Genomic DNA, 24,977 nt, shown 5'->3' with positions numbered 1-24,977 from the left:
CTCTAGCAAGGCGCGTTAGAGATCAGCTTATATCTGGGTTCATGCATGGCCCAGAAGCGCCCCATAGGTGGCACGACGCTTATCCATAAGCCATGGCCCACCCACATCGATCACAAGGCGCGGAAATGCACCTGGCTGGGCCAGAGGGTATCGCCAATCATACTCCCTCACCAGCCCGCCCTGCGAGCCCCCAGTCATCCGTTGGCGTCCTTGGAGTGCGATGCCCGGTCTTGATGGTAGCAAGCCTCTCCCCATTCAGGGGAGGGGTTGGGGTAGAGCTTCCCCGGCAGCGCTGGCTATATGGAAACACCCCTGCCCGGCTGAAGGCCAGGGACGGATGTGACCATCCTCAGAAAAATAGGCGAATCGGCGGAGGATGGCCTCCAATCGCTCGACAACTGGCCCGGTCCTTGCCGGGATGGGGCATGTGGGGAAAGAAGGCCTGCCCTTTACAGATCGCCATAAGCGACAAGGGATCGAAAAAACCCACTAGCGGCGACCGATTTTTCCACGCCCTGGGCCAGCCGCGATGCCAGGCAGGCCATGCCGTACTCCGGCGAACCGATCCGCCGCGCCGTTCCGATCCCGCAAAAGCAAAATCGCCGGAACCCTGTGGGGCTCCGGCGATCTCGATCCGATCGGAAATGCTTGGTTTGATCGCGCCTTAGCGGGGCGACGGTGCGCCGGGAGCACCGCCGGGCATCCCGCCAGGACCACCGGCGCCGCCCATCATCGACTGCTGCGCCTGCATCTGCCGCAGGACCGATTCTGGAATGAAGTCGATCATCTCGACATCGAACACCAGTTCCGAATTGGCCGGGATCGGGCCGTTCGCATGGTCACCATAGCCAAGCTTGGCGGGCAGCCAGAAACGGTACTTCGAACCCTTGGGCATCAGCTTCAGCGCTTCGGCGAAGCCGGGCAGCACGCTCGACAGCGGCATCGGGGTCGGCTGCTTCGAGGCGTCGAAGACGGTGCCGTCGATCAGGCGCCCCGTATAGTTGACCAGCGCCACATCGGTCGCGGTCGGGTGCGCCCCGCCCTGACCAGGCTGGATCACCTTGTACTGAAGACCAGAAGCGGTCGTCGTGACGCCAGCGCCACGCGCCTCGCGCACCAAAGCGGCATCGCCCTGACGCGCCAACAAGGCGGCAACGACGACAGCCGCCACCACCGCAACCCATATCCAGACCAGATAGGAACGCCGGACGGGACGAAGGGGAACAGCGGTTACGGACATGCCTGTTTCTCGCTCTGTGCGTGGGCGTTCAGGGGATGCGGCGCTCGAAGCGCTGGCCGATTCGCCTCATGCGATTCGGCCGGTGCCAGGCTGCGCCACGCCCTTCGCCAGATGCGAAAGGGCCATGGCGCCACCCGGCGAGACGCTTACCGTGCGCCGTCGCGCTCGGCGCGCTTGCGCTCCAGCTTGCGGGCACGACGCACCGCCGCAGCACGCTCACGAGCGCGCTTTTCCGAGGGCTTCTCGTAATGGCGACGGAGCTTCATTTCGCGATACACGCCTTCCCGCTGCAGCTTCTTCTTGAGCGCGCGAAGGGCCTGATCCACATTGTTGTCGCGAACGATGATCTGCATAAAAACGAATTGCTCCGGCAAAACAGGATAAAGCGGCCGCAGAACAACTGTGGCCGCATCGTCGGGCGCTCCTAGCAGCGCGGTCGCCCGATTACAACCCGTTGGATCGCAAATCGCTCTGCCGCACGGCGTCCTCTGCTTGGCCCCGAAATGCCGGATATGAACGCGCTTGTCATGTGGCGGCCATGCTGCGGTGATCCCGCGCCCCCTAGAAGCGGCGCTGTCCGGCTAACTCCCGTATGCCGGACACCCTGACATGTTCGCGGGCCTTCCAGGCCCGCGAACGATCGACACGGTGCCTCCCCTGTCACCGCGTCAGCCCCGGTTCCGGTACCCGCCGGACCGGGGCCTCTTTCGGGCAAGAGCCGACATGGCTAAGGCAAGCGCCATGACCGCACCCGCCACTCCGCTGATCCTGTACAACAGCCTGACCCGCGCACCCGAGCCGTTCCGGCCGATCGATCCGGCCAATGTGCGCGTCTATTCCTGCGGACCGACGGTCTATAACTATGCGCATATCGGCAATCTGCGCGCCTATGTCTTCACCGACACGCTGTCGCGCGTGCTGCGGTGGAAGGGCTGGCCGCTCACCCATATCATCAACATCACCGATGTCGGCCATCTGACCTCCGATGCCGATGCGGGCGACGACAAGATGGAGGCGGCTGCCAGGAAAAGCGGCCGGGACATCTGGGCGATCGCCAGACATTATACCGACGCCTTCAAGCGCAATCTGAAGGATCTCGGCATCGCCGAGCCGACCCGCTTTCCGCTGGCGACCGAGCATGTCCCCCAGATGATCGACTTCGCCAAGACGATCGAGTCGAAACATTGCTACCGCCTGCCCGACGGCCTGTATTTCGACGTGACGACCGTGCCCGACTATGGCCGCCTCGCCCGGCATCAGGAGGACGAGGGCGAGAGCCGGATCGATCCGGTCGCGGGCAAGCGGCATCCGGCCGACTTCGCCATCTGGCGCGCCTCCGCGCCGGGTGAGCAGCGCCAGATGGAATGGGACAGCCCCTGGGGTCCGGGCGCGCCGGGCTGGCATCTGGAATGCTCGGTGATGAGCAAACAGTATCTGGGTGCGCAGTTCGACATCCATACCGGCGGCATCGACCACCGCGAGATCCACCACCCGAACGAGATCGCGCAGAACCAGGCGCATAGCTGCACGCCCGACAGCGGCGCCAATATCTGGATGCACAACAACTTCCTGGTCGACCGGACCGGCAAGATGTCGAAGTCGTCGGGCGAGTTCCTGACGCTGCAGGCGCTGATGGATCGCGGTTTCCACCCGCTCGCCTATCGCCTGATGTGCCTGCAGGCGCATTATCGGTCGGAGATGGAGTTCGGCTGGGACGGGCTGGCCGCCGCGCAGGTGCGATTGAAGCGACTGGTCCAGACGGTCGAGGGGCTCCGCACCCGCGCCGATGCGCCGGAAAAGGGCGATGCGGCCTCCTATCGCGAACGGCTGGACGTGGCGCTGTCGGACGATCTGGCGACCCCGCGCGCGCTGCCGGTGCTGGACGAGATGCTGGGTGACAAGAAGCTGTCACCGGGCGTGCGACTCGCGGCGCTGGCGGACTTCGACGCGACGCTGGGATTGCAGCTGTCGACGCTGACCCGCGCCGACCTGCGCACCCGGCCCAAGACCGCCACGCTGGGCGAGTCGGATATCGAGGAGCAACTGGTGGAGCGTCGCGCCGCGCGGGCGGACAAGGACTTCGCCAGGAGCGACGCGATTCGCGACACGCTGCTCGCCGCAGGAGTCGAGGTGATGGACGGCGATCCGCTGGGCTGGGACTGGAAGCCCGTGCTGCCGGAGGGTTGAGCCCTCCGCCGGTTCAGCGCCGTCCGCGCGGGGATCGCATCCGCAGGCCGATGAACAGCACGGTCGGCCAGAACATCGTGTTGGCGATGTCGCCCAGCGTATCGGTCCAGCGCCACGATCCGTAATGCAGCCGGTCGAGGATCTCGTTCCCCGCCTCGGCCAGCGCGACGCAGGCGAGCGGGATCGGCGTGGCCAGCGACTTGCGGGTCAGGATGCGCGCCAGGAACAGCACCGCCATGCCCGCATGGACGTGCAACAGGCTGTCGGCCATGCCGGTGCCGTCGCCGATCCACTGGATGAAATCGGCATAACGTTGGGGAATATCCATGATCGCCGCTTGCCCCGGCGCGAGGCGACTTACAATCCCCGCGCCGCATGAGGCCCCTGCCCGCGCTGAAATGCAACAAGGCCCGCAATCCGCCGGGTGGGATTGCGGGCCTTCCAGACTGGATCAGCGTGCAGGCCGTCCTGTCCGCCCTTCCCTCTCTCATCTATGAGCGGCGAGGGAAGAGGGGCATGGCTGAATGTCGATCCGTTCCAGAGCCATGCGGCGACGGTAGTGCGCAATCAGAGCGGGATGCCATCAGCTTGATCCACCCCTCCCCTTCAGGGGGGCAGGGGGGCGGGCGTTTCCGCAAACGCGGGGCCTGTGGCGATGCCCCACCCCAACCCCTCCCCTGAAGGGGAGGGGCTAGGCTTGGTGCGATCCCATGTCATCATTCTCTAGAGCCGAAAACGATCAACTCTGCTCACCCCTCCCCTGAAGGGGAGGGGCTAAAACCGTGCAATGCTGATCGCTTTCAACTCTAGAAGCTGCTCCAGTCATCGTCATCATGCTTCACGGCGAGATTGCCCTGGACCGCGCTCGACACACGCCGCACCGGCGCGGGGGTCGGAGCCGCCGCGCGGCGCACGGGTACGACCGGCACGGCCGGGGCCATCGCCGTTGCGTCGACGCGGAAGCGGTTGACCTGCTCCTCCAGCGCACGGGTTTCGGCGGACAGCGCGCGGACGGCGGCGGTCACCTCCTCCACCATGGCGGCATTGGCCTGGGTCACGCCGTCCATGTCGTTGATCGCCAGATTCACCTGGTGGATACTGGTCGCCTGTTCGGAGGCCCCGCCCGCGATCGATTCGACCAGCCCCGTAATGTCCTGCATGCCGGTCGCGATCAGGCGCAGCGACTCGTCGGTCTTGTTGGCCAGTTCCACGCCGCTGCGCACCCGCTCGACCGTGGTCGTGATCCGCGCGCTGATGTCGCGCGCCGCCTCGGCCGAGCGTTCGGCGAGCGCACGCACTTCGGAGGCGACGACGGCAAAGCCCTTGCCCGCATCGCCCGCCCGCGCCGCCTCGACGCCTGCGTTCAGCGCCAGCAGGTTCGTCTGGAAGGACAGGCCGTCGATCACCGCGATGATCTCGGCAATTTCGTTGGACGAACGTTCGATGTCGCCGATGGCCGACACGGTGCGGCGGACGATCGCCTCGCTATTGGCGACGTCGCTGCTCGCCTTGCGGACGATGCCCTCGGCCGACTGCGCCTTGGTCGCGGCGGCCGTCACCGACTGGGCGATCTCGTTCATCGCGGCCGAGGTTTCCTCGATGCTCGCCGCCTGCTGCTCGGCACGGCGCGCGAGGTCGTCGGCCGCCTCGTTCATCTCCACCACCCCGCTGCCGATCCCGGCGGCGTTGACCCGCACCGCGCTCAGCGAGCCCGACAGGCGCGAGACCGCCGTGTTGAAGTCACGCTCGATCGCCGCATAGGAAGGCGGGAAGCCCGAGAGCCGCGCCGTCAGGTCCGAGTCGGCCAACCGACCCAGCGCGCCGCCGATCCGGTCGACCACCTCATCCTGCTCGGCATCCGCCCGTGCCTTGGCGATGGCCGCGTCGCGGAAGACGACGACGGCGCGCGACATGCTGCCCAGTTCGTCGCCGCGATCGGCGTCGGGAATGGCGATATCGTTGCGCCCCTGCGACAGCTCTTCCATGATCCCGGTCAGCCGGACGATCGGCCGCCCCAGCGCCCGCGACAACAGCAGCGCCATCGCCGCCGCGACGCCGATCATCATCACCGCCCCGATGGCCAGGCTCCACTGGCCGGTCAGCAGCGCCGACTTTCGCGCCGTGCGGACGTCCTTCAACTGCTCGACAGTCTGCGCCCGCACATCGCGCAGCGCCTGGAGCACCGTGGTAACCCGAACCCGCGCGCTATTCTCGCGAAGCCATGCCTGCGCACCGTCGCGATCGGTACGGCTGCGTCGGATCAGCGGATCGCCGATGGTGCGACGCCATTCCTGCATGTGCTCATGCGACCGGGCGACCTCCGCGCGGGCCTTGGGGTCGTTTGCCAGCAGCGCATCGAGCCTGGCGGCCGCCTGAGTCTCGGTCGCGCGCGACTCGAAATACTGCTTCAGATAGGCTTCGTCCAACGTGATCAGGAAGCCGCGCATCTGGCTGTTCTCGCGCTGGACCCCGCCCTCCATCTCCAGCGTAGCGCCGTAGATGTCTTGGGCGTGGCTGCTTTCCGCCGTCGTCGTCTGGATGCGCGCAAAGGCCCACCACAAGACGCCGATCATGATGAACACCGTCATCATCACGAGGGCGAAGGACAAACCGATCTTCTTCGGTATGGGCAAGGATGAGAGCATGGCGATTCCCGACACGGCGGGCCGTCATGCCCGCGATTTCGATCAGGAATACGCCGCCAACTACAAACGGTTGGTTAAGCGCCTACCATTACAGCCTATTGTAATGCGGCCCCTGCCCGGTCGAGCAGCGGCGGGCGGTAGGGCGTCGGCGCGCCTGCCGGGATGGCCGCGATTTCGGCCGCGACGGCATCGGCCCGCGCCGAGGAGGATGGGTGCGTCCGGCTGCGGAAGATACCGCCATCGACCTCGCCGCCATGCTCACGCCAGAAGCGCACCGCATCCTGCGGATCGTAACCCGCATTGCGCATCAGGATGACGCCCAGCAGATCGGCCTCGGTCTCGGTTTGGCGGAACAGCCGCCCGTTGCGCCCGAATTCGGACAACAGCCCACGCTTCACCCCCGCCGCGTCCAGCCGGTCGCGATGATGCAGGATATTGTGCGAAAATTCGTGCCCGACGACGACCGCGATCATCCGGTCGTCGAACCGCTCGAAGAAGCGCGAGCCGATCTGGACGATATCGCCGTCCGCCGATGCGGTCAGCCCCGGCCCCATCAACATCTCGAAGCGCGACCGGCAGCCGGGCTGCGCCGCGACCGTGACGTCGCGTTTCTGCCCATGGCGCAGCAGGGTCAGGCGTAGCGGCCGGTCGGCGGACTCGGCGGCGATCTGGCGCTGTGCGGCATCGCGCGTCGCGGTGTTCGCCTGCGACGCGCCTGCCGGATTGACCGTGAAAGGCTTGCCGTCGACCGCCTCGATCGTATCGTTCGCCTGCACCCCGGCCTTGGCCGCCGCGCTGCCCGGCACCACCGCCTCGACCGCGACCGGTCCCTCGAAGCCGAAAAGCGCGGGGAGGTCCTTGCGCACGGCCGGATCGTACTGGTCGATCGCATGGATCACGATGCCGGGAGTCGGCGCCCGGTCGGGGCAGATCGCCGCATTCGCCGTCGCCAGCTTCCACGCGATCGTCGCCAGCCGCAGATCGGCGTCGCGCATCGCCCCGAACAAGGCGGTGTCGTCGGTCTTCTCGACCGAGACCAAAGGTGCGGCGGGCGCCTGGTCCGGCACCGACAGCAGGAAGGCGGACAGGGCGACGACCGCCGAGGACAGGATGGAGGCACGCGACATTGCGCCTTCGCTACCGCCTCTGTCCCCAATCCGCAAAGCCGGTCGCCGCAATCGGCCACCGTTCGGCGCAAACTCGTATCAGGCGCAACAAAGCACGCGACTTGGGGGCCTCAAACGCCAACTTCATTGCGTATGGGGTCGAATCGGCGCATGGGCGATGGTCGAAACCAAAGAAGACGAAAGAGCAGGACGATCATGGCCGCGAACTGGGCCCCCGACAGCTGGACCAACGCCGAAGCGCGCCAGCTTCCCCGCTACCCCGACCAGAATGCGCTGGACGCCGCGACCAAGACGCTGGCCGCCTATCCGCCGCTGGTCTTTGCGGGCGAGGCGCGCAGCCTGACCGCCGAGCTGGCCGAAGTGGCGGCGGGTCGCGGTTTCCTGCTCCAGGGCGGCGACTGCGCCGAAAGCTTTGCCGAGCATAGCGCCAACAATATCCGCGACACTTTCCGCGTCATCCTGCAGATGGCGGTCGTCCTGACCTGGGCCTCGAAGCTGCCGGTAGTGAAGCTGGGCCGCATGGCGGGCCAGTTCGCCAAGCCGCGCTCGGCCGATACCGAGGTCGTCGGCGGCGTCGAGCTGCCCAGCTATCGCGGCGACAATGTCAACGACATCGCCTTCACCCCTGAAGCGCGCATTCCCGATCCCCAGCGGATGCTGCGCTCCTATGCGCAGTCGGCGGCGACGCTGAACCTGCTGCGCGCCTTCGCGCAAGGGGGGTATGCGAACCTGCACCAGGTCCATCGGTGGACCCATGACTTCATGGGCCGCAGCCCCTGGGCGCAGAAATATAGCGAGATGGCCGACCGCATCGGCGAGGCGCTCGACTTCATGGCGGCGTGCGGCATCGATCCGGCGTCGGTTCCGCAATTGGCGCAGACCAGCTTCTACACCAGCCACGAGGCGCTGTTGCTGCCCTATGAGCAGGCGCTGACCCGGCAGGACTCGCTGACCGGCGACTGGTACGACACCTCGGCCCATTTCCTGTGGATCGGCGACCGCACCCGGTTCGAGGGTTCGTCGCATGTCGAGTTCCTGCGCGGCATCGGCAACCCGATCGGCGTGAAGTGCGGACCAAGCCTGGAGCCCGAGGCGCTGCTGCGGATGCTCGACACGCTGAACCCCGGTCGCGTGCCCGGCCGCATGACGCTCATCACCCGCTACGGCCATGACAAGATCGAGGCGCATCTGCCCAAGCTGGTCCGCGCCGTCACGCGCGAGGGGCATCCGGTGGTCTGGTCGTGCGACCCGATGCATGGCAACACGATCAAGGCGGCGACCGGCTACAAGACGCGCCCCTTCGAGCGCATCCTGGCCGAGGTGCGCGGCTTCTTCGCCGTACACCGCGCCGAGGGCACCCATGCGGGCGGCATCCATGCCGAGATGACCGGCCAGAACGTCACCGAATGCACCGGCGGTGCGATCGACGTGACCGAGCAGTCGCTGGCCGACCGCTACCACACGCATTGCGACCCGCGCCTCAATGCGGGCCAGAGCCTGGAGTTGGCCTTCCTGCTCGCCGAAATGCTGAACGAGGAAATGGCCGAGCGTCGCAAGGACGCCGCCTGATCGACACCTGAAAAGGGCGGGACGACAGCCTGTCGCCCCGCCCTTTTCACTTTTGTCAAAGTTTCGGCGGGGAGGCGCTTGACGCCCCAACGCACCACCGCTAATAGCGCCCCTCCACTGCACGGCCCCTTCGTCTAGCGGTTAGGACGTCGCCCTCTCACGGCGAAAACACGAGTTCGATTCTCGTAGGGGTCACCACTTCGGCGATATGTCGCGAAGTTCGATGAATGCGGTGGAGATCACGAAACTTTGGAATTTTGATTGGCCTGCAAGTGGGCCTGATCGACATTCAGAGCGCGTCGCCTTCATTCCTCTCCGGCAAGCAGAGGGGGACCAGCGAGGCTGGTGGAGGGGTCTCACCAGTCATGATCGCTGACCGACCTGTTGTGGCGGCGCCCGTGGCGCAAGCCGCCGTCATGCCGACCGACCCAACCGGGCGAGCAGGCGGGTGCGGATCGGCACATCCCAGAAACGCCACGCCGCCGCAGCGAAGACCAGCGTGAGCATATAGAGCGAGACCGCGACCAGCGCCGTCCGGCTGGCCGAGGCCGGGCCGGTCGCCACCCAGTTCATATAGACATACACGAACGGATAATGGGTGATGTACAGCGGATAGGACAGCCGCCCCGCCGCCTTGCACAGGCGCAGCGTGGTGGCGCTGCCTGCCGAATGCCGCCCGGCGATCAGGATCAGCGGGAACAGGATCAGCACGCAGACCGCCTGATAGACGCCGTTCCACTTCACCCCGCCGACCTCCGGCCACACCGGCGCGGCGAACAACAGCATCAGGATCAGGCTGAGTGGCAGAAAGCCCAGTCGGAGGCGCGGCAAGCGATCGCCCAGCCGGTAGAGGATCAGTCCGGCCAGAAAGGGATAGGCCAGCCGCACCGGCGCGCCCCAGAAATTGTGCAGCCCCCAGCCGGTATCATAGGACCCCAGCGTCAGCGCCGTCGCCGCCGAGGCAAGCGCGGCCAGCCCCGCCAATGCGATCAACGCCCGCAGCCCCAAGCGGCGCAACACCAGCGCATAGGCCAGATTGGCGATATATTCCTGCAACAGCGTCCAGGCGGGTGCGTTCAGCGGATGACTGTCCCCCAGCCGGTTGGGCAGCGGGGCCGAGGGCAAGGCGAACAGCGCCGCGACAAAGGCCAGCCCGACCAGCCATAGCGACGCATCCTGCCGCCCCCCGGCAAAGGGATCGCCCAAATAACTGACCAGTCCCAGGATCGCGCCCAGCACCACCAGCGGATGCAGCCGGACCAGCCGCCGCGCCAGAAAGCCCCTGACACTCATCCGCGACCAGCGATCGTCATAGGCATAGCCGACGACGAAACCCGACAGCGCGAAAAAGAAGTCCACCGCCAGATAGGCATGGGGCAGCAACAGCCGATCCGCCTCGAACAACACGGTGATGCCCTGGATATGGAACGCCACCACCAGCAGCGCCGCCGTGCCGCGAAGGCCGTCCAGCACCTCGAAATGCGGCTTGCCCCGCAGCGTGGTGTCGGGTGCCGTCATCGCGCGAGGGCGCGCGCCGGATTGCCGGCCACCGTCTGCCCCGGCGGCACGTCGCGCGTCACCACGCTGCCTGCGCCGATGATGGCATCCTCGCCGATCGTCACCCCCGGCAGGATCAGCGCAGCCCCGCCGATCCAGACATTGGCGCCGATGCGGATCGGCCGCCCGCACTCCCACCCCTGCGCCCGCAGCGCCGGATCGCGCGGATGGTCGGCGGTCAGGATCTGCACACCCGGCCCGATCTGCGTCCCCGCGCCGATCTCGACCCGTGCCACGTCCAGGATCACGCAAGCGAAGTTCAGGAACACCTGCTCGCCCAGCATGATGTTATAGCCATAGTCGCAGTGGAAGGGCGGCCGGACCACCGCCCCGGCCCCCACCCGCCCCAGCCCTTCGGCGAGCAGTGCGTGCCGATCGGCGGCATCCTGACCAAGCGAACCATTATAGCGGACCATCCACGCCGCCGCGCGGGCGGCATCCGCCGCCAGCTCGGGATCGTCGGCGATGTACAATTTGCCCGCCAGCATATTCTGTTTCTGACTGGTCATGCTCAGCTCAGATCGTGCAGGTCTTTGCCGAGCGGCGCGGTGATACGCAGATCGGAGAATCGCACCTCCAGCCCTTCCCGCTCGGGCGTGCAGGCCATCGGCCCGACCCGGTAGCGGGGCGCGACCGGAAACGGCGCCAGCCGAACCAGCGGCCAGTGCTTGCCATCCGCCGACACCTGCAGGCGCAGCACGCCCTTGGCGACCGTCGCGCGCATCCAGAAATCGGCGGCATTGCCTTCATAGGGGCCGGTCGCCCAGTCCGAACGGCCGTCGGTCAGCACGCTGCTCAGCATCGCACGGCCATCGGACAGTTCGATCCCCGCCTTGACCCAGCGCCGTTCGTCGACCCGCACCATGATCCCCGCCTGATCGTACAACCTGTCATAGCGGCCCCGGATGCGAAGCTGCGCGGTAAAGGCATCGCCGGTCGGGAAGCCCAGGAAATGGCCGCTGTCGCGGGTGAAGCCATAATGGGTCTCACGCCAGAAATCGGTGCCGCGATCGGTGGTCATCACCAGGTCGCCATCCGCCTCCGCCCGCCAGACCTTGGGGGCATTCAGCCAGACGCCGTCCTTTCGCCCCAGCACGGCGGTCCCGAGCGGAGCCCCCGCCGCCGTCGCCATTTGCGGCACGCTCAATGCGACCGCACTGCCCAGGATCATACGGCGCGACAGTTGCGATTCGTCCATAGTTCTTCTTTTCCCGTTCCGCGCTACGGCAGGGCATTTGCTGCCCTGTCCCGACAGTATGTGTACATTTGTACATATTCGATGCAACGGAGTTTTTGCATGGCCGACCGATCTGCAAGACGAAACGACCCGGCGCGTCGGCAACGTATCATCGCCGCCACGCTGACGGTGATCGCGGAACAGGGCGTGCCCGCCACCACCCATCGCCGGATCGCGGCGGCGGCGGGGGTGCCGCTCGGCTCGGTCACCTATTATTTCACGTCGCTGGAGGCATTGCTGACCGACGCCTTCACGCAACTGGCGGAGGAATCGTCGCATGCCTTTGCCGCACGCATGGCGCAGGCCCGAAGCCGCGACGACGCATGTGAGGCGATCATCGACATCATCGCAGGATCCGTCTGGGCCGAACCGCGCACGCTGCTGCTCAGTTACGAACTCTATGCCTTTGCCGCGCGCCACCCCTCGGTCTCGACCGTCATGCAGGGGTGGATGAACAACAGCCGCACCGCGCTGGAGCGGTTCTTCGATCCGCTGACCGCCCGCGCGCTGGATGCGCTGGTCGAGGGGATCGGCATCCACAACTCGATCGACCCCACGCCGCTCGACCGAAATGCGATCAGCGACATCGTGCATCGGATCACCGGCGGCGCGGCGTGAACGAAAGCCGGTGGCGATCATTGTGCGGAGGATCATTCCACCCGACCCGGAGACGCATCGATGAAGACCAGCGGCAATACGATCCTGATGACGGGCGGCGGCAGCGGTATCGGCGAGGCGCTGGCGCACCGCTTCCATGATCGCGGCGACACCGTCATCATCGCCGGGCGGCGGCGCGAGGCGCTGGAGAAGGCGGCGGAAGGGCGCGAGCGCATCCATGTCGTCACGCTGGATGTCGAGGATGCCGCGGCGGTCGACGCCTTCGCCAAGAAGATCGTCGCGGACTTCCCCGCACTGAACGTGCTGTTCAACAATGCGGGCATCATGAAGTTCGAGGATTTGACCGGGCACCGCGACCTGGCCGATGCCGAGGCGACGCTGACCACCAACATCCTGGGTCCGATCCGGCTGACCAATGCGTTGATCGACCATCTGGTCGGGCAGAGCGACGCCGCGATCGTCAACGTGACCTCGGGGCTGGCCTTCGTGCCGCTGGTCGCGGCCCCCACCTATTCGGCGACCAAGGCGGCGATCCATTCCTACACCGTGTCGCTGCGCACCCAGCTGGAGGGCAAGGTCGAGGTGATAGAGCTGGCCCCGCCGGGCGTGCAGACCGACCTGACGCCGGGCCAGGCGCATCGTCCGGGCTATGTTCCGCTCCAGGACTTCGCCGATGCGGTCGCGGCCCAATTCGCGCAAAGCCCGACGCCGTCGGAAATCCTGGTCGACGAGGTACGGCCCTTCCGCATGGCCGAGCGCGAGGGCAAGTTCGACGAGACGCTGAAGAACCTGACGAAGCGCGCCGCCGAGCAGCGGGCGGCGGGCGACCGTATCCAGTCGGGCAACTGAGGCTTGGGAACGGGCGGCTGGTCGGCTATGGACAGCCATGGATTTCGACCAGTTGCTCGTCCGCTTCTTCGGCACCGAAGAGATCGCCGACCTCTCCCCCGAACAGCTCGGCGCGGGGATCGACCGCTTGCGCGTGCAGTTCGGGCTGGAGCGCGACAGCGGCCGCCGCTTCGCGCTGTGGTGCCTGGCCTATATGATCGGCGTCGCGCCCGATATCGACGAAGCCTTTGACGACGAAGAAGACCGCGAGGCCGCGCGCGACTTCATGGACAGCGTCGACAGCGAGATCGACGCCGAGGATTGATGGGCCATGAGCCCCTCCCCTTCAGGGGAGGGGTTGGGGTGGGGCCTTTCAACCAGCACGGCGCTTGCGGAAACGCCCCACCCCCTGCCCCTCCCCTGAAGGGGAGGGGTGATCCGGCTCAACCCGCTGCGACCATGCGCTGCGTCTGCTCGCCCAGCTTTTCCACGCCCAGCTTCACCGTCTGGCCCGCGCGCAGATAGACTGGCGGCTTCTGGCCCAGGCCGACGCCTTCGGGCGTGCCGGTCGAGATGATGTCGCCCGGCTCCAGCGTGCAGAACTGGCTGACGTACGACACCAGCTCGGCCACGGTGAAGATCATGTCGGCGGTGCTGCTGTCCTGATAGCGCTTGCCGTCGACCTCCAGCCACAGGCGCAAATTCTGCGGATCGCCCACTTCATCCGCCGTGACCAACCACGGGCCGGTCGGGCCGAACGTGTCGCAGCCCTTGCCCTTGTCCCAGGTGCCGCCGCGCTCCATCTGGAACGCACGTTCCGACACGTCATGCACCACGCAATAGCCCGCGACATGCGACAGCGCCTCGGCTTCCGTCAGGTAACGGCCGCGCGTGCCGATCACGACGCCCAGTTCGACTTCCCAGTCGGTCTTTTCCGAACCGCGCGGAATTTCGACATCGTCGTTCGGGCCGACGACAGCACTGCTCCACTTGCCGAACACGACGGGCTCGGCCGGAATGGGCAGGTTGCTCTCGGCGGCGTGCGCGCGATAGTTCAGGCCGATGCAGATGAACTTGCCGGGACGCGCGACGCAACTGCCCAGGCGCGGATGGCCCTCGACCACGGGCAGCGCGTTCGAATCCAGCGCGGCGATCTCCGCCAGGCCCTGCGGCGTCAGCCGGTCGCCCGCCAGATCGCCCAGCGACTCGGGGAGCGCACGGATGCGGCCCTGATCGTCCAGCAGCCCGGCCCGCTCGCGTCCCATTTCACCATAGCGCAACAACTTCATCGATCCGTCTCCCTATGCGTGACGCCGCCACGCAGCGTGACGGCAAAGCCCCTTGCGTGGCACCCGGTCAGGCGGGCGAACTACGCCATGGCACCCTTCCCTAATAGCCCGCTTTCATTAGCGCTACCGCGCTCACCGCGCCTGCAGCACGGCGCGATGCTTTTTTCCTGCCTATACCCCGATATGGCGATCAGCCCTGCCAGCCTGGACGCAATTCAAGGCGCAGGATGCGGTCGTTCGCCGCCATGAACAGCGCGCGGCCCGCTTCGCCGAACGCGCAATTGGCGATGGGCGCCCCCTGCTCGATCAGCCCCAGCGGCTCGGCCTCCGGCGTCATCAGCATCATGCCGCCGGGGACGGAGCAGACCAGCGTGCCGTCGCGCGCGACCTTCATCCCGTCGGGCAGGCCAGCCCCTCCGGCCGCCAGCATCGCGCGCGCATCGAGCAGCATCCGGCGATGGCCGACCTGCCCGCGCGCATCGACGTCATAGACCATGATCGCGGGTGCCGCCTCGTCCGACACCGAGACGTAAAGCCGCCGCTCATCGGGTGACAGCGCGATGCCGTTGGGGCGGGTCAGCGTGCCGTCGATCAGGTCCACCATACCGTCGGGCCGCCGCCGATAGACACCGTTGACCGTCTGTTCCTTCAGCGGCGACTGGTCGCCGTCCTTGAAGCCGTAAGGCGGATCGGTGAACCAGATCGTACCGTTCTTCGCGACGTGCAGGTCGTTGGGGCTGTTGAAGCGTTTGCCCGCATGACGATCGGCCAGCACGGTGCGGCGACCGGTCTTCAGGTCCACCCGGTCGAGGCTCCGCCCGCCGCTATTGGCGATCAGGAGCGCGCCCCTGGCATCCAGCGCCAGCCCATTGGCGCCGGGTTCGCGGACCAGCGCGGGGTCGGTGCCGCCCGCGCCCGACGGGTTCAGCACCACCGATACGCCGCGTCCGCGCTGCCAGCGGCGCACGATATTGGCGGGCGGATCGGAAAACAGCAGGTAACCGCCGCCCGGCACCCAGACCGGTCCCTCCGCCCAGCGTATGCCGGTCGCGATCACCTCGGGCTCGGTGCCCGGCGCGATCATATGATCGAGCCCTGGCGACAGGCGGCGGAGGCGCGGCGTCGTTTCCGCCGCGCCGGCGAGGGTGGGGGCCGCAACCAGAGCGAAACCAGCGGCGAGGACAGAGCGGCGAGAGGCGATCATGACGCCAGCATGGGCCAAGCCATCCGCCCCCGCAAGCGGCGGCGCGACCGCGCCATCTTTCCCAAACCGGCCATTCGCGACTATGAGCCGCGCGATGGGGACGAAGGGGGCAAGCATGACTGTCGAGCGGAGCAAGGCCGATCTGTGCGCGTGGCGCATGGAAGCCATCAGGCGGATCGAGGCGGACTATAACCGTTCGGCCGACACGCATCTGATCCGCGTCGACCTGCCTCGCTATCCGGGCATCACGCTCTATCTGAAGGACGAGAGCAGCCATCCGACCGGCAGCCTGAAACACCGACTGGCGCGGTCCTTATTCCTGTACGCGCTGTGCAATGGCTGGATCGGGCCGGATACCTGCGTGATCGAGTCGTCCTCCGGCTCGACGGCGGTGAGCGAAGCCTATTTCGCCAAGATGCTGGGCCTGCGTTTCATCGCGGTGGTGCCCGCCTCGACCGCCGCGCCCAAGCTGGATGCGATCCGTTTCCATGGTGGCGAGATCCACATGGTCGACGATCCGCGCACCGTCTACGACGTCTCCAACGCTCTCGCGGCGGAGACGGGCGGCCATTATCTCGACCAGTTCACCTATGCCGAGCGGGCGACCGACTGGCGCGGCAACAACAATATCGCCGAGAGCATCTTTGCGCAGATGTCGGCGGAGGAATATCCCGTTCCCGACTGGATCGTCTGCGGCGCGGGAACCGGCGGCACCTCGGCGACGATCGGGCGGTATATCGCATATCAGCGGCACGGCACCCGGCTGTGCGTCGCGGACCCGGTGCATTCGGTCTTCCACCGACACTTTGCCGACCGCCAGGCCCTGTCGCTGCCCGAGGGTTGCGGCAGTTGCATCGAAGGGATCGGGCGACCGCGCGTCGAACCCAGCTTCATCCCCTCCGTCATCGACCGGATGATCGCGGTCGAGGATGCCGCCAGCATCGGTGCGATGCGGGCGCTTTCGGCGCGGCTGGGACGGCGGGTCGGCGGCTCGACCGGCACCAACCTGATCGCCTGCGCCACGCTGATCGCCGAGATGGCGGCGGCGGGGGAGCGCGGCTCGATCGTCACGTTGCTCTGCGACGGGGGCGAGCGATATGGCTGCACCTATTATGACGATACGTGGCTGGAGGCGCGCGGCATCGATTGGCGGCCCCATGCCGCGCAAATGGCGGCGATGCTCGCCAGCGCCTGATCGGGCAGGCGGGGCACGAACAAGGCGGCGGAGGCGCGATCATCATGACGGACAGGCTCAAATTGCTCGTGACCCGCCGCCTGCCGGATCAGGTCGAGCGGCATTTGTCCGAAAGCTGGGACACGACGCTCAGCACCGATGACCGGCCGCTGGACCGCGACGCGCTGGTCAGGGCGATGACCGCATATGACGCCTGGATGCCGACGATCACCGACCGGATCGATGCCGATCTGATCGCGACGCCCGGCCGCCGGGTCCGCATCCTCGCCAATTACGGCGCCGGGGTCGATCATATCGATCTGGCCGCCGCGCGCGCCGCCGGGCTGGTCGTGACCAACACCCCTGATGTGCTGACCGAGGCGACGGCGGAGATCGCGATCCTCCTGATGCTGATGACCGCGCGCCGGGCGGGCGAAGGCGAGCGCGAGTTGCGCAGCGGCGCATGGACCGGCTGGCGCCCCTCGCACCTGATCGGACAGGGGCTGTCGGGCAAGACGCTGGGGCTGGTCGGTTTCGGCCGTATCGCGCAAGCCACGGCGGTGAAGGCGCGCGGGTTGGGGATTCGGGTCCGCTATGCCAGCCGCTCCGCCGCCGCGCCCGAGGTGGAACGCATGCTCGACGCCACGCGGGCGGAATCGCTCGAGGCGCTGGCGACCGAATGCGATGTCCTGTCGCTGCACGTTCCCGGCGGCGAGGAGACACGCCACATGGTCGACGCCGCCCTGCTGGCCCGGATGAAGCCGAACGCGATCGTCGTGAATACCGCGCGCGGGCCGGTGATCGACGAAGATGCGCTGGTCGAGGCGCTGGATGAGGGGCGGATCGGCGGCGTCGGGCTGGACGTCTACGAACATGAACCTACGGTGCATCCGGGCCTGCTGGCGCATCCGCGTGCCGTCCTGCTGCCGCATCTGGGCAGCGCGACGATCGAGGCGCGGACCGCAATGGGGATGCGCGCAGCGGCCAATCTCGCCGCCTTTGCCCGCGGCGAGGAACCGGCCGATCGTGTCGCCTGAAGCGCCTATCGCGGCACTGGTCGCGGATCGGCTGGCGCGGCGGCGGTCCGGCGACCCGCCGCTGATCCTGGGGCTGTGCGGCGCGCAGGGAAGCGGCAAGTCGACCGTGGCCGCGCGGCTGGCCGCGCAGGTCGAGCGCAGCGCGATCCTGTCGCTCGACGATCTCTACCTTACCCGTGCCGAGCGGCAAAGACTGGCGCGCGACGTGCATCCGCTGTTCGCGACGCGCGGGGTGCCGGGCACCCATGACGTGACGCTGGGCGTGGAGACGATCGCGGCGATCGTCCGGGGCGAGGCCGTTGCCCTGCCGCGCTTCGACAAGGCGATCGACGACCGCGCACCGCAAGCGGCATGGCCCTGCGCGCCGGAATCGTGCCGATTGCTGATCTTCGAGGGCTGGTGTGTGGGCGCACGGCCGCAGGACGAGGCCGAGCTGGCCGCGCCGGTCAACACGCTGGAAGCATTGGAGGACGCCGACGGGATTTGGCGACGGCATGCGAACGCCGCGCTGGCGACCAACTATCCCCGCCTGTTTGCCGCCATCGATACGCTGGTGCTGATGATGCCGCCGGATTGGCCCACCGTCCTGCGCTGGCGCACCCAGCAGGAGGACGCATTACGCCGCGCGCACGGTGCCGGGGCAGGCGTGATGGACGATGCACGCCTCGCCCGTTTCGTCAGCCATTATGAGCGGCTGACCCGCCATATCTGGACCGAGATGCCCGCCCGTGCCGATCTGTGCCTGAAGCTTGCCGAGAATCGCAGCCTGTCCGCCTGACCTATGCCTTGGCGGAGGCGTCGTTCCCTTCCCCCGAACGGCATTCGTCCAGTGCGACCGTGGCCGACACCGGGATGGCGATGGTGCAATGCACGCCGTCCTCGCCCAGCTTGTAGGTCGTCCGTGCGCCCAGCTGGTAGGGGAGCGCGCGCTCGATCAGCTCACGCCCCTGCCCCGTGCCCGTGGGCCAGCTTTCCTCGGATGGCATCCGCACCCCGCTTTCGCGCCAGTCGATATGCAGCCAGGGCTTGCCGTCAGGCCCCTCCGCCTCCAGCCTCCAACGGATCGCCAGCCGCCCGCCGCCCTGCCCCAGCGCGCCATATTTCATGGCATTGGTCGCCAGTTCGTGGATCGCCATGGCCAGCGTATGGACCGTCGAGGAACGCAGCCGCACCCCTATCGGACCGTCCAGCGTCACCGCGTCGCTATGCCCGTCCATCGCGACCAGCTCGGCATGGAGCAGCCCGTCGAAGGTCACCCGGTCCCGCTCGTTCAACCGCGACAACAGCGCCTGGACCCGCGACAGCGCGTCGAGCCGGTCGTCGAACCGCGCGCGGAAATCGGGCAGGCTGGTCGAGCTTCGCGCCGTATTCTCCGCGATCGAGCGGACCACCCCCAGCAGGTTGCTGGTACGATGCTGCAACTCGGCGATCAGCACGCGCTGCAACGCCTCGCTCCGGCGCAACGCGTCACCCGCCTTGCGCCGTTCGGACAGGTCGGCGGTCACGACCAGCAGCCGGTCGGGCTGCCCATCCGCCTTGGGCAGTATCGACAGCGTACTGCTCGCCCAGACCAGCGTACCATCGGGGCGGCAATAGCGTTTGTCGAGCATCGCCGGGCGTCCGGTGGACAAAGCCTCCTCGATCGCCACCAGGCTGGGCGGCAGGTCGTCCGGATGGGTCACATCGGGTACGCGAAGGTCCAGCACCGCCTCGCGCGTGCGGCCCAGGATGCGGCACAACTCGTCATTCACGCGCAGGAACCGCCCGTCGAGCGACAGGACCGACAGGCCGATCGGCGCGGTGGCGAAGATCGCCGCCAGATGCCCCTCGGTTTCGGCCAGCTTCACCTTCACCACCTCTTCGCGAAGCCGCACGATTTCGGCCTGAGATTCCTTCCATTCGGTGATGTCGCGTGTCGTGGTGGCCACCCCGTCGCCCAGCTTCACGACGGTCTGGAAGAACCAGCCGTCGAACTGTTCATGGACATAATGATGTTCGGCCTGTTCGGGCAGGCCGGTTTCGGTCACACGGCAAAAGGCGTCGAAAATGCCTTCCTCCACGACGCCGGGATTGCGCTGCAACAGGCTTTCGCCGCGCACCTCGCCATATTTGCACTCAGACGTATGGTTGTTCAGCACCCAGCGGAAATCGACGATACGGCCTGCCTCGTCGCGGATCGCCTCGAACACCTGGATCATGTCGGTCGACGAATCCATCGTCGCCTGGAGCAGCTCGTGACTGACCTGGAATTCGACATGTCGTCTGTGCATCGATCGCTCATCCTTGCCGATCCGGGATGGCAGCCGGTCCGCCGCCGCGTCTAGCGTAACGATGACGGCTTCAATTTGCCACAGCGGGAGGTGCTGCGAGAATCCGTTCCCCGGATATCCGGGGCTTGTGCCTCTTTGGGGCGTTTCCGGTCGGCATTCGATTGTCAGACATATAATCCCCGGGTCGCCTTGCCATCCGCGTGACACCGCCTAGACCTGTCCGCCAAGAAAATGGGAGCGGATGGATGAGCAAGACCGGGGGCGGGATCAGCCGTCGACAGGCGTTGGCGAGCATGGGGGCCGTCGGCGCGGCGATCACCGGCGGACTGGCGCTGGGCGGGGCGCAGGCGGCGACGGAACGTTCCGCCACGCTGGCGCCCCGCCCGCCCATGGGCTGGAACAGCTGGAACAGCTTTGCGACCACCATCACCGAGGCCCAGGCGCGCGAAACCGCCGCGATCATGCGGGCCAGGCTGCTGCCCTTCGGCTATGACGTCTTCACCGTCGACATCCAATGGTACGAGCCCGAGGCGTCCAGCTACACCTACAACGCCGCGCCGGTGCCTGCGATGGACGGGCATGGCCGATTGATCCCCGCGCCCAACCGCTTTCCGTCCAGCGTGGACGGATCGGGTTTCACCCGATTGGCGGCGGACGTTCATGCGATGGGCATGAAGTTCGGCATCCACCTGATGCGCGGCATCCCCCGGCTGGCGGTGAAGAAGAACCTGCCGATCCTGGGTACCCGCTACCGCGCCGCCGACATTGCCGATACCAGCAGCATCTGCACCTGGAACCCGGACATGTACGGCGTCGACATGACCAGGCCCGGGGCGCAGGCCTATTATGACAGCGTGTTCGCGCTCTATGCGTCCTGGGGCGTCGATTTCGTCAAGATGGACGATATGAGCCGCCCCTATGACGCGCACGCGCCCGAGATCGAGGCGGCGCACCAGGCGATCCGGAACAGCGGCCGTCCGATCATCCTCAGCCTGTCGCCCGGCGAAACGCCGGTGATCCGTGGCCCGCATGTCCGCCGCTTCGCGCAGATGTGGCGCATCTCGGACGATTTCTGGGACGAATGGGCGATGCTGGAGGCGCAGTTCACCCGGCTGGAGAACTGGACGCCCTATCGCGGGCCGGGCTCCTGGCCCGATGCCGACATGCTGCCGCTCGGTCGGCTGGCGCTGGGCAAGCGCGACACCAGGTTCACGCCCGACGAACAGCGCACGTTGATGACCCTGTGGTCGATCGCGCGCTCGCCGCTGATCATGGGCGGCGACCTGCGCTATCTCGACGCCGCGACGCTGGCGCTGCTGACCAACCGCGCGGTCATCGCGGTCAACCAGGCCTCGACCGACAACCAGCCGCATTTCGTTCAGGACGGCGCGCGGATCTGGTCCGCCAAACCCGAGGGCGCGCCCGGCGACCGCTATCTGGCGCTGTTCAACACCGGCGACAAACCCAGGGATGTGGGCTTGGCGCTCCGTGACCTGGGGCTGACAGGTGAGGTCGGCGTGACCGATTTGTGGAGCGGTGCGTCGCTCGGCAAGACCAAGGGCCGTTTCGACCAGGCGCTGCCGCCGCATGGCGCGGGCCTGTACCGGCTGCGGGCAGGCTGAGCCTCTCCACCGCCCAATCTGCACGACAAAGCCAGCGGGAGAGGACCACCATGAAGACACTGACCGCCTTCGCCGCCGCCGGGCTGGCGTTGACCGTCGCGGCGGCGGGGATCGCCCGCAATCCGCAGTTCGAGGGGGCCGATCCCCATGCGATGATGATCGGCGACGAACTCTGGATTTTCCCGACCGGGGGGCCGGGCGGAAGCTGGGCGGCCGACCGTTTCGGCGCCTTTTCCAGCCGCGACCTGAAGACCTGGCGCCCGCGCGGCGAACTGATCCGGCGCGACCAGATACGCTGGATCAAGGATGACGGCGCGCCCGAGCATTTCCTCTGGGCTCCCGGCGTCGCGACGCGGGGCGGCCGCTATTATCTCTATTACTCGGTAGGGCCGCAAAACCCGACGCCCAGCCGCATCGGCGTCGCCGTCGCCGACCGGCCCGAAGGTCCCTATCGCGACAGCGGCCGCCCGCTGGTGACCGGCGACAAGAGGTTCGAGGCGATCGACCCGATGGTCTTCACCGACGCCCGGTCGGGCAAGATCTATCTCTATGCAGGCGGCAGCGCAGGTTCGACCCTGCGCGTCTGGGAACTCAAGCCCGACATGGTCACCATCGCGCGCGAGGTGAAGGTCGCGACCCCGCCGAACTTCACCGAAGGGGCCTTCATGCACGAACGCGGCGGCACCTATTACCTGTCCTACAGCCATGGCCGGTTCAACGGCCCCGATTATTCGGTCCATTATGCCACCGCCCCCTCGCCCACGGGGCCGTGGCGCTATCGCGGCGCGATCCTGGCCAGCGACGCGCGGCATCAGGGGCCGGGGCATCACAGCTTCGTCACCCTGCCCGATGGCCGCACGCTGATCGTCTATCACCGTTGGGACCGCGCACCCGGCCCCGGTCCGTTCCAGGGCGAGCGGGTCGTGGCCATCGACCGCATCACCTATGCGCCCGACGGTCGCATCCAACCCGTGCGCATGACCGATGACGACGCGCCGGTCCTGCCCGCACGCCGCCGGGACACAAAATAAGTTAACGACTGTTAACCATCTGAATTAATTCCGAAAACGGTCTACTCGCATCACTGCTCCCTCTTCGTAGTTAGGATTGGCGCTAGGGGAGGCCGCGTGGGAACACGACGACAGCCATGACCGCGCCCCCCCTGCCCGGCACCGCGTGCCGGGGCATGACGACATGCAATGGGAGGAAAAGGCCATGCAGACCGAGATCATCGCAAAGGCGACCGGCACCACCACCACGACCAGCGCCAATGTCATCGAATTGAGCGCGCCCAGCGTCGTTCGACTGAATATCGACCGGGCGCAGGTCGCGACGATGGAGCGCGAGGGCAACGACCTGATCATCCGCCTGACCGATGGCCAGACCATTCGCATCGACCATTTCTATGACCAGCAGCAGGGCAAGATCAGCGACCTAGTGCTGCGTGACGATCAGGGCAGCCAATGGCTCGCCAACCCGTCCGCCAGCGGCGCGGGGCGGTTCCGGGCGATCACCGATCTCGACGACCTGATGGGCGCGGCGACGACCGGAGAGGGCGGCGGCTCGTCCTTCGTGCTGCCCGCCATATTGGGCGTGGCCGGGGTCGGCGGCCTGGTCGCGGCGGTGTCGGGCGGCGGGGGCAATGGCGGCAGCCAGCCCGGCGGTCCCTCCGCCGATACCCAGCCGCCCGCGACTCCCACCGCCAGCTTCACGGCCAACGGCTCGAGCATCCGCGGCACTGGCGAGTCGGGCGCGACCGTCCGCGTGACCGACAGCACGGGCGCGGTGATCGGCACCGGCACGGTCGGCGCCGACGGCACCTTCACCATCCCGGTCAACCCGCCCCAGACCAACGGTCAGCCCGTCACCGTCGTGCAGAGCGACGCGGCAGGCAATGTCTCGCCCCCCGCCACGACGGCGGCGCCCGATATCACGCCGCCCGCCACCCCGACCGCGACGATCACCGGCGACGGCCGCACGGTCAGCGGCACCGGCGAGCCCGGCGCGACCGTCACCGTGCGCGACGCCGCCGGACAGGTGCTGGGCACCGCCGTCGTCGGTGCGCAGGGCGGCTATACGCTGACCCTGACCACCCCCCAGGCCAATGGCGGCACGCTGACCGTGACGCAGGCCGATCCGGCAGGCAACGTCTCCCCCGCCGTCACGCTGGCCGCGCCCGACACCACGCCGCCCGTCGCACCCACGGCGAGCATCAACGGCGACGGCACCAGCGTCTCCGGCACCGGCGAGGCGGGCGCGACCGTCACCGTGCGCAATGCCGCCGGGCAGGTGCTGGGCACCGCGGTCGTCGATGCGCAGGGCGGCTATACGCTGCCGCTGACCACGCCGCAGGCCAATGGCGGCACCCTGACCGTCACGCAGGCCGATCCGGCGGGCAACACCTCCCCCGCCGTCACGCTGGCCGCGCCCGACATCACCCCGCCCGCCGCACCCGCCGCGACCCTGTCCGCTGACGGTGCCACCGTGACCGGATCGGGCGAACCCGGCGCGACCGTGCGCGTCGTCGGCCCGGACGGACAGCCGATCGGCACCGCCATCGTCGCCGCCGATGGCAGCTATACGGTGCCTCTGACCACCGCTCAGACGGGTGGCGGCGTGCTGGTCGTGACCCAGACGGACGCGGCAGGCAATGTCTCGCCGACCACCCAGCTGGACGCGATCGACACCGGCCCCATGCCGCTGCCCACCGCCCAGATCGACTCGCAAGGAACAACGGTCAGCGGCACCGGCGAGCCCGGCGCGACGGTGATCGTGCGGGACGCCAACGGCCAGGCCATCGGCCAGGCGACGGTCGATGCGAACGGCAATTACAGCCTGACGCTGACCACGCCGCAGGGTAATGGCGAAACCCTGACCGTCACGCAGAGCGACGCGCTGGGCAATGTTTCGCCCACCATCACCCTCACCGCCCCCGACTTCACCGCCCCGGCCGCGCCCACCGCGACCATCGCCGATGACGGCAGCGCGATCACCGGCACCGGCGAGCCCGGCGCCACCGTCACCGTGCGTGATCCGGCTGGCCAGCCGCTCGGCACCGCCACGGTCGATGCACAGGGCAACTATACCTTGCCGCTAAGCACGCCCCAGACCAATGGTGAGGCCCTGAGCGTTACCCAAAGCGATCCGGCGGGCAACACCTCCCCAGCTATTTCGATCGGCGCACCGGATACGACTGTCCCCGCCGCTCCTACCGCCACTGTCGCAGGCGACGGCAGCGCCATCACCGGCACCGGCGAGCCCGGCGCGACCGTTACCGTGAGCGACGCTACCGGGCAGCCGCTCGGCACCGCCACGGTCGATGCGCAAGGCAATTATACGCTGCCGCTGACGACACCGCAGGCCAATGGCGAAA

General features: G+C 67.5%; 22 protein-coding genes and 1 tRNA gene. 12 read left to right on the top strand and 11 right to left on the bottom strand.

The features are described 5' to 3' along the window. Window positions 1-664 precede the first annotated feature (664 nt). Window positions 665-1,240: an FKBP-type peptidyl-prolyl cis-trans isomerase gene (locus tag SP5_RS14965; protein ID WP_042490265.1), complete on the bottom strand. Its 576-nt coding sequence runs from the start codon at window positions 1,238-1,240 to the stop codon at window positions 665-667. 146 nt (window positions 1,241-1,386) lie between these two features. After that, entirely contained in the window at window positions 1,387-1,593 is a 207-nt protein-coding gene (gene rpsU / locus SP5_RS14960) for a 30S ribosomal protein S21 (RefSeq protein WP_007404630.1), read from the bottom strand. A gap of 388 nt (window positions 1,594-1,981) precedes the next feature. Between rpsU and cysS the strand changes: the two genes are divergently transcribed. Beyond that, window positions 1,982-3,427, top strand: a complete 1,446-nt coding sequence (cysS, locus tag SP5_RS14955; protein WP_042490264.1) for a cysteine--tRNA ligase — start codon at window positions 1,982-1,984, stop codon at window positions 3,425-3,427. Between the two features lie 13 nt (window positions 3,428-3,440). Here the strand turns inward: cysS and SP5_RS14950 are convergent, their stop codons facing one another. The 3 genes from SP5_RS14950 to SP5_RS14940 form a co-directional block, all read right to left on the bottom strand. Continuing rightward, window positions 3,441-3,755 (bottom strand): hypothetical protein, encoded by a 315-nt coding sequence (locus SP5_RS14950; protein ID WP_042490260.1) that lies wholly within the window; start codon window positions 3,753-3,755, stop codon window positions 3,441-3,443. A gap of 478 nt (window positions 3,756-4,233) precedes the next feature. Beyond that, complete coding sequence (locus tag SP5_RS14945; RefSeq protein ID WP_167334724.1) at window positions 4,234-6,036, bottom strand: methyl-accepting chemotaxis protein; 1,803 nt, start codon at window positions 6,034-6,036, stop codon at window positions 4,234-4,236. Between the two features lie 131 nt (window positions 6,037-6,167). Then, window positions 6,168-7,199, bottom strand: a complete 1,032-nt coding sequence (locus SP5_RS14940) for a M48 family metallopeptidase (RefSeq protein WP_084220716.1) — start codon at window positions 7,197-7,199, stop codon at window positions 6,168-6,170. A gap of 195 nt (window positions 7,200-7,394) precedes the next feature. Between SP5_RS14940 and SP5_RS14935 the strand changes: the two genes are divergently transcribed. Both SP5_RS14935 and SP5_RS14930 read left to right on the top strand, forming a co-directional pair. Then, on the top strand, window positions 7,395-8,768 hold the full coding sequence (locus SP5_RS14935; protein WP_042490257.1) for a class II 3-deoxy-7-phosphoheptulonate synthase: 1,374 nt from the start codon (window positions 7,395-7,397) through the stop codon (window positions 8,766-8,768). A 123-nt stretch (window positions 8,769-8,891) separates the two neighbouring features. After that, window positions 8,892-8,966, top strand: a tRNA-Glu gene (locus SP5_RS14930). Between the two features lie 216 nt (window positions 8,967-9,182). On the opposite strand, the gene SP5_RS14925 is transcribed toward SP5_RS14930, so the two are convergent. From SP5_RS14925 to SP5_RS14915, 3 genes are read right to left on the bottom strand one after another with little or no spacing between them, the layout of a single operon-like run. Next, window positions 9,183-10,286, bottom strand: coding sequence for an acyltransferase family protein (locus tag SP5_RS14925; RefSeq protein WP_042490255.1), 1,104 nt, complete (start codon window positions 10,284-10,286; stop codon window positions 9,183-9,185). Beyond that, complete coding sequence (locus SP5_RS14920) at window positions 10,283-10,834, bottom strand: sugar O-acetyltransferase (RefSeq protein ID WP_042490254.1); 552 nt, start codon at window positions 10,832-10,834, stop codon at window positions 10,283-10,285. The genes SP5_RS14925 and SP5_RS14920 overlap by 4 nt, the downstream gene beginning before the upstream one ends. A 2-nt stretch (window positions 10,835-10,836) precedes the next feature. Further along, the gene (locus SP5_RS14915) at window positions 10,837-11,523 is read right to left on the bottom strand and encodes a DUF1349 domain-containing protein (RefSeq protein ID WP_042490251.1); all 687 of its coding nucleotides are present in this window, start codon (window positions 11,521-11,523) and stop codon (window positions 10,837-10,839) included. Between the two features lie 99 nt (window positions 11,524-11,622). Between SP5_RS14915 and SP5_RS14910 the strand changes: the two genes are divergently transcribed. From SP5_RS14910 to SP5_RS14900, 3 genes are read left to right on the top strand one after another with little or no spacing between them, the layout of a single operon-like run. Further along, on the top strand, window positions 11,623-12,180 hold the full coding sequence (locus tag SP5_RS14910) for a TetR/AcrR family transcriptional regulator (RefSeq protein WP_042490249.1): 558 nt from the start codon (window positions 11,623-11,625) through the stop codon (window positions 12,178-12,180). A 60-nt stretch (window positions 12,181-12,240) separates the two neighbouring features. Beyond that, window positions 12,241-13,029: an SDR family oxidoreductase gene (locus tag SP5_RS14905; RefSeq protein ID WP_042490247.1), complete on the top strand. Its 789-nt coding sequence runs from the start codon at window positions 12,241-12,243 to the stop codon at window positions 13,027-13,029. 37 nt (window positions 13,030-13,066) lie between these two features. After that, window positions 13,067-13,333 carry a hypothetical protein gene (locus SP5_RS14900; RefSeq protein ID WP_042490245.1) on the top strand — a complete coding sequence of 89 codons (267 nt, stop codon included), beginning with the start codon at window positions 13,067-13,069 and terminating at the stop codon, window positions 13,331-13,333. Between the two features lie 118 nt (window positions 13,334-13,451). On the opposite strand, the gene SP5_RS14895 is transcribed toward SP5_RS14900, so the two are convergent. Both SP5_RS14895 and SP5_RS14890 read right to left on the bottom strand, forming a co-directional pair. After that, a complete protein-coding gene (locus tag SP5_RS14895; RefSeq protein WP_042490242.1) occupies window positions 13,452-14,297 on the bottom strand; it encodes a fumarylacetoacetate hydrolase family protein in 846 nt (281 codons plus the stop codon). 190 nt (window positions 14,298-14,487) lie between these two features. Continuing rightward, window positions 14,488-15,501: an SMP-30/gluconolactonase/LRE family protein gene (locus tag SP5_RS14890; protein WP_042490274.1), complete on the bottom strand. Its 1,014-nt coding sequence runs from the start codon at window positions 15,499-15,501 to the stop codon at window positions 14,488-14,490. Between the two features lie 115 nt (window positions 15,502-15,616). Here SP5_RS14890 and SP5_RS14885 point away from each other — a divergent pair, with 115 nt between their 5' ends. The 3 genes from SP5_RS14885 to SP5_RS14875 are packed head-to-tail and all read left to right on the top strand — an operon-like array spanning window position 15,617 to window position 18,490. Beyond that, window positions 15,617-16,696: a PLP-dependent cysteine synthase family protein gene (locus SP5_RS14885; RefSeq protein WP_042490240.1), complete on the top strand. Its 1,080-nt coding sequence runs from the start codon at window positions 15,617-15,619 to the stop codon at window positions 16,694-16,696. Window positions 16,697-16,740: 44 nt separating this feature from the next. After that, window positions 16,741-17,712 (top strand): 2-hydroxyacid dehydrogenase, encoded by a 972-nt coding sequence (locus tag SP5_RS14880; RefSeq protein WP_042490271.1) that lies wholly within the window; start codon window positions 16,741-16,743, stop codon window positions 17,710-17,712. After that, window positions 17,702-18,490 carry a kinase gene (locus tag SP5_RS14875; protein ID WP_052811576.1) on the top strand — a complete coding sequence of 263 codons (789 nt, stop codon included), beginning with the start codon at window positions 17,702-17,704 and terminating at the stop codon, window positions 18,488-18,490. The genes SP5_RS14880 and SP5_RS14875 overlap by 11 nt, the downstream gene beginning before the upstream one ends. Window position 18,491: 1 nt before the next feature. On the opposite strand, the gene SP5_RS14870 is transcribed toward SP5_RS14875, so the two are convergent. Further along, the gene (locus tag SP5_RS14870) at window positions 18,492-19,982 is read right to left on the bottom strand and encodes a sensor histidine kinase (RefSeq protein WP_052811574.1); all 1,491 of its coding nucleotides are present in this window, start codon (window positions 19,980-19,982) and stop codon (window positions 18,492-18,494) included. Between the two features lie 245 nt (window positions 19,983-20,227). Here SP5_RS14870 and SP5_RS14865 point away from each other — a divergent pair, with 245 nt between their 5' ends. The 3 genes from SP5_RS14865 to SP5_RS14855 form a co-directional block, all read left to right on the top strand. Further along, window positions 20,228-21,604 (top strand): glycoside hydrolase family 27 protein, encoded by a 1,377-nt coding sequence (locus tag SP5_RS14865; RefSeq protein ID WP_042490239.1) that lies wholly within the window; start codon window positions 20,228-20,230, stop codon window positions 21,602-21,604. Between the two features lie 50 nt (window positions 21,605-21,654). Then, the gene (locus tag SP5_RS14860) at window positions 21,655-22,635 is read left to right on the top strand and encodes a family 43 glycosylhydrolase (protein ID WP_042490236.1); all 981 of its coding nucleotides are present in this window, start codon (window positions 21,655-21,657) and stop codon (window positions 22,633-22,635) included. A gap of 184 nt (window positions 22,636-22,819) precedes the next feature. After that, window positions 22,820-24,977 (top strand): Ig-like domain-containing protein (locus tag SP5_RS14855; protein WP_042490267.1); only part of this gene is annotated, 2,158 nt, incomplete at its 3' end.

Source organism: Sphingomonas parapaucimobilis NBRC 15100 (assembly GCF_000787715.1).
Taxonomy (GTDB): Bacteria; Pseudomonadota; Alphaproteobacteria; order Sphingomonadales; family Sphingomonadaceae; genus Sphingomonas; species Sphingomonas parapaucimobilis.
This window is presented reverse-complemented; position numbering and strand designations above follow the sequence as displayed.